Annotated in this window: 3 protein-coding genes; all 3 read left to right on the top strand. The window is 72.9% G+C overall.

Annotation, left to right across the window (positions count from 1 at the left end; all coding sequences use genetic code 11):
- Positions 1 to 833: fumarylacetoacetate hydrolase family protein (locus ACI78Q_RS23635; RefSeq protein WP_456925921.1), on the top strand; the 833-nt coding region annotated here is incomplete at its 5' end.
- A 13-nt stretch (positions 834 to 846) separates the two neighbouring features.
- Positions 847 to 1,629: an alpha/beta fold hydrolase gene (locus tag ACI78Q_RS23630; RefSeq protein ID WP_456925920.1), complete on the top strand. Its 783-nt coding sequence runs from the start codon at positions 847 to 849 to the stop codon at positions 1,627 to 1,629.
- Between the two features lie 109 nt (positions 1,630 to 1,738).
- Positions 1,739 to 3,049 carry an amidohydrolase family protein gene (locus tag ACI78Q_RS23625; RefSeq protein WP_456925919.1) on the top strand — a complete coding sequence of 437 codons (1,311 nt, stop codon included), beginning with the start codon at positions 1,739 to 1,741 and terminating at the stop codon, positions 3,047 to 3,049.
- Positions 3,050 to 3,119: the final 70 nt, after the last annotated feature.

The raw sequence follows: 3,119 nt of genomic DNA, 5'->3' as shown, positions 1-3,119 counted from the left end.
CCCCGGACGGGGGGGTGGGCCGCGACGACCCCCCACCCCGCCCCCCCGGCCCGGGTGTGCTTCTGGAGAGCGGGGGGGGGCCCCCCCCCGCCCCCGCGCTCGATGCGCAGGCGGCCGCCCAGCCGGAGCAGCCGCTGGACGGGGTGCGGCTGCTGGCGCCGATCCCGACGCCGCGGCGCAACATCTTCGCCGTCGGCAAGAACTACCGCGAACACGTGGTCGAGTTCGGCCGCAGCGGCTACGACACCCCCGACCGCTCCGAGGCCCTGCCCGAGGAGCCGATCGTCTTCTCGAAGGCCACCACCTCGGTCACCGGCCCGTTCGACGACATCGACCCGCACCACGGGGTGACCAGCGAGCTGGACTATGAGGCCGAGCTGGGCGTGATCATCGGCCGCGGCGGCCGGGGCATCACCCGCGAGCAGGCGTTCGACCACGTCTGGGGCTACACGATCATCGACGACTTCACCGCCCGCGACCTGCAGCGCGAGCACAAGCAGTGGCTGCTGGGCAAGTCGCTGGACACCCACTGCCCGATGGGCCCCTACGCGGTGACCGCCGACGAGGTGCCCGACGTGACCGCGCTGGTGGTGGAGAGCTCGGTCAACGGCGAGCAGCGGCAGTCCGCGTCGGTGAAGGACCTGATCTTCGACATCCCCGAGCTGATCGCCACCATCTCCGCCGGGCTCACCCTGCTGCCCGGCGACATCATCGCCACCGGCACCCCCGCCGGCGTCGGCATCGGCTTCGACCCGCCGAAGTTCATGGCCTCCGGCGACGTCATCGAGGTCTCCATCACCGGGCTCGGCGCCCAGCGCAACCGCGTCGCCTGAGCCCCGATCCGACATGACCGACGGAGGAGACATCGTGAACGTCAACGGCAAGGAGCTCGCCGTCGAGATCGACGGTGACGGGCCGGCCGTGCTGCTGGTCCACGGCCTCGGCGGCACCAGCAACTTCTGGCAGGTGCAGACCGACGCCCTGGCCGAGCGGTTCCGGGTGATCCGGCCCGACTCGGCCGGCGCCGGCCGGTCCCCGGTGGCCGACGGGATCAGCGCGGAGTCCCACGCCGAGGACCTCGCCGCGCTGCTCGACGAGCTCGGCATCGAGTCCGCCGCCGTGGTCGGCCACTCGTTCGGCACGCTGGTCGTGCGGGCGCTGGCCGCCCGGCATCCGCAGAAGGTGACCAAGCTGGCCCTGCTCGGCGCGGTCCGCGAACCCGCCGAGGCCGGCCGGCAGGCCCAGCGCGACCGCGCCGCCCTGCTGCGGGAGAAGGGCACCGCCGCCGTCGCGCCGGCGGTGGTGGCCAACGCGCTGTCGGAGACCACCCGCCGGGACCGGCCCGAGGTCGCCGCGTTCGTCCGGGAACTGGTCATGCGCCAGGACCCGGAGGGCTACGCCCGCAACTGCGAGGCGCTGGCCAACGCCACCGACCCTGGGCCGGTCGACCCGACCCTGCCGCTGCTGCTGGTCACCGGCGCCGACGACAAGGTCGGCCCGCCCGAGGCCAGCTCCGAGCTGGCCGCCGCGCACGGCAACGCCACCGTCGAGATCCTCCCCGGCGTCGGCCACTGGACCGCGCTGGAAGCCGCCCGGCCGGTCACCGACCAGCTGCTCAAGTTCCTCTGACCCCGCTCCGGGATCACCCGCCCCGCCCCACCCCATCCACCGCGCCCGTCGGGCGCGCCCCCGCCGCCGGCCGTCCGGCCGGCGCCCCGCCCCGCAGAGGAGATGCACCATGCCCGTCTCGCCCGACAAGGTGCTGTTCCGCGACGTCAGCATCCTCGACTCCACCGGCGCCGCCCCCTATCCCGGCGACGTCCTGGTGGAGAACGACCGCATCGCCGTCGTCGGCACCGTCGAACCGTCCCGCGCCGAGGGCGCCCGGGTCATCGAGGGCCGCGGTCGCACCCTGATGTCCGGGCTGTGCGACGCGCACACCCACTTCACCTGGAACAACAGCGCCGACCTCGACGGCCTGGGCACCATGCCCGTCGAGGAGCACCTGCTGTTCGCCCTGGAGTCCGCCCGCACCTACATCGACTCCGGCTACACCATGTGCGTGGGCGCGGCGTCGGCGAAGGACCGCCTCGACGTGGTCTGCCGGGACGCGATCAACGCCGGCCGCTTCCCCGGCCCGCGCTACCTGGCCAACGGCCCGGAGATCTCGGTCACCGGCGGGGCGCTGGTCAAGGGCATCACCAAGTTCGCCGACGGCCCCGAGGGGATGCGCAAGGCCGTCCGGGAGCTGATCGAGATCGGCGTCGACCAGATCAAGCTGTCCATGACCGGCGAGGAGATCACTGGCACCCAGCGTGCCGAGGACACCTACTTCTCCGAGGAGGAGACCGCCGCCGCGGTCACCGAGGCCCACCGGCGCGGCAAGCGGGTCTGCGCCCACGCCCGCAGCGCGGAGAGCGTGAAGATGTGCGTCCGGAACAAGGTCGACATCATCTACCACGCGTCGTTCACCGACGCCGAGGGCATGGACATGCTCGAGGCCAACAAGGACTGGGTGTTCGTCGCTCCCGGCATCAACTGGCTGATCGCGACCCTCTACGAGGCCGAGGCGTTCGGTTTCCCGCAGGAGGCCGCCGAGGCCGTCGGCTACAAGCGGGAGCTGGACATCGCCGTGAAGGGGCTGCGCGAGATGCACCAGCGCGGCATCAAGGTGCTGCCCGGCGGCGACTACGGCTTCGCCTGGACCCCGCACGGCACCTACGCCCGCGACCTGCAGCACTTCGTCGAGCTGCTCGGCTTCACCCCGATGGAGGCGATCATCTCCGCCACCGCCTGGGGTGGCGAGATCATGCTGCGCCCCGACGAGCTGGGGAAGGTCCAGCCCGGCTACCTCGCCGACATGATCCTGGTCGACGGTGACCCGTTGGCCGACATCACCATCCTGCAGGACCACTCGAAGATCAACTACGTCATGAAGGACGGACGGTTCCACAAGGAGCGGGCCGAGGACGACCACACCGTGCCGGCGCCGCGCGCGGCCGACCTCGTGCACGACCAGGCCGCGTCCGTGGTGGCCCACCGCCCCTGACGCCGCCTCTCTGACGTCGACCGGGGGGGGGGGGGGGGGGGGGGGGGGGGGGGGGGGGGCGCGGCCGCCC

The sequence above is a fragment of the Geodermatophilus sp. SYSU D00705 genome (genome assembly GCF_054050135.1).
The sequence above is the reverse complement of the archived record's forward strand: the minus strand, read 5'-3'. Positions and strand labels throughout refer to the sequence as shown.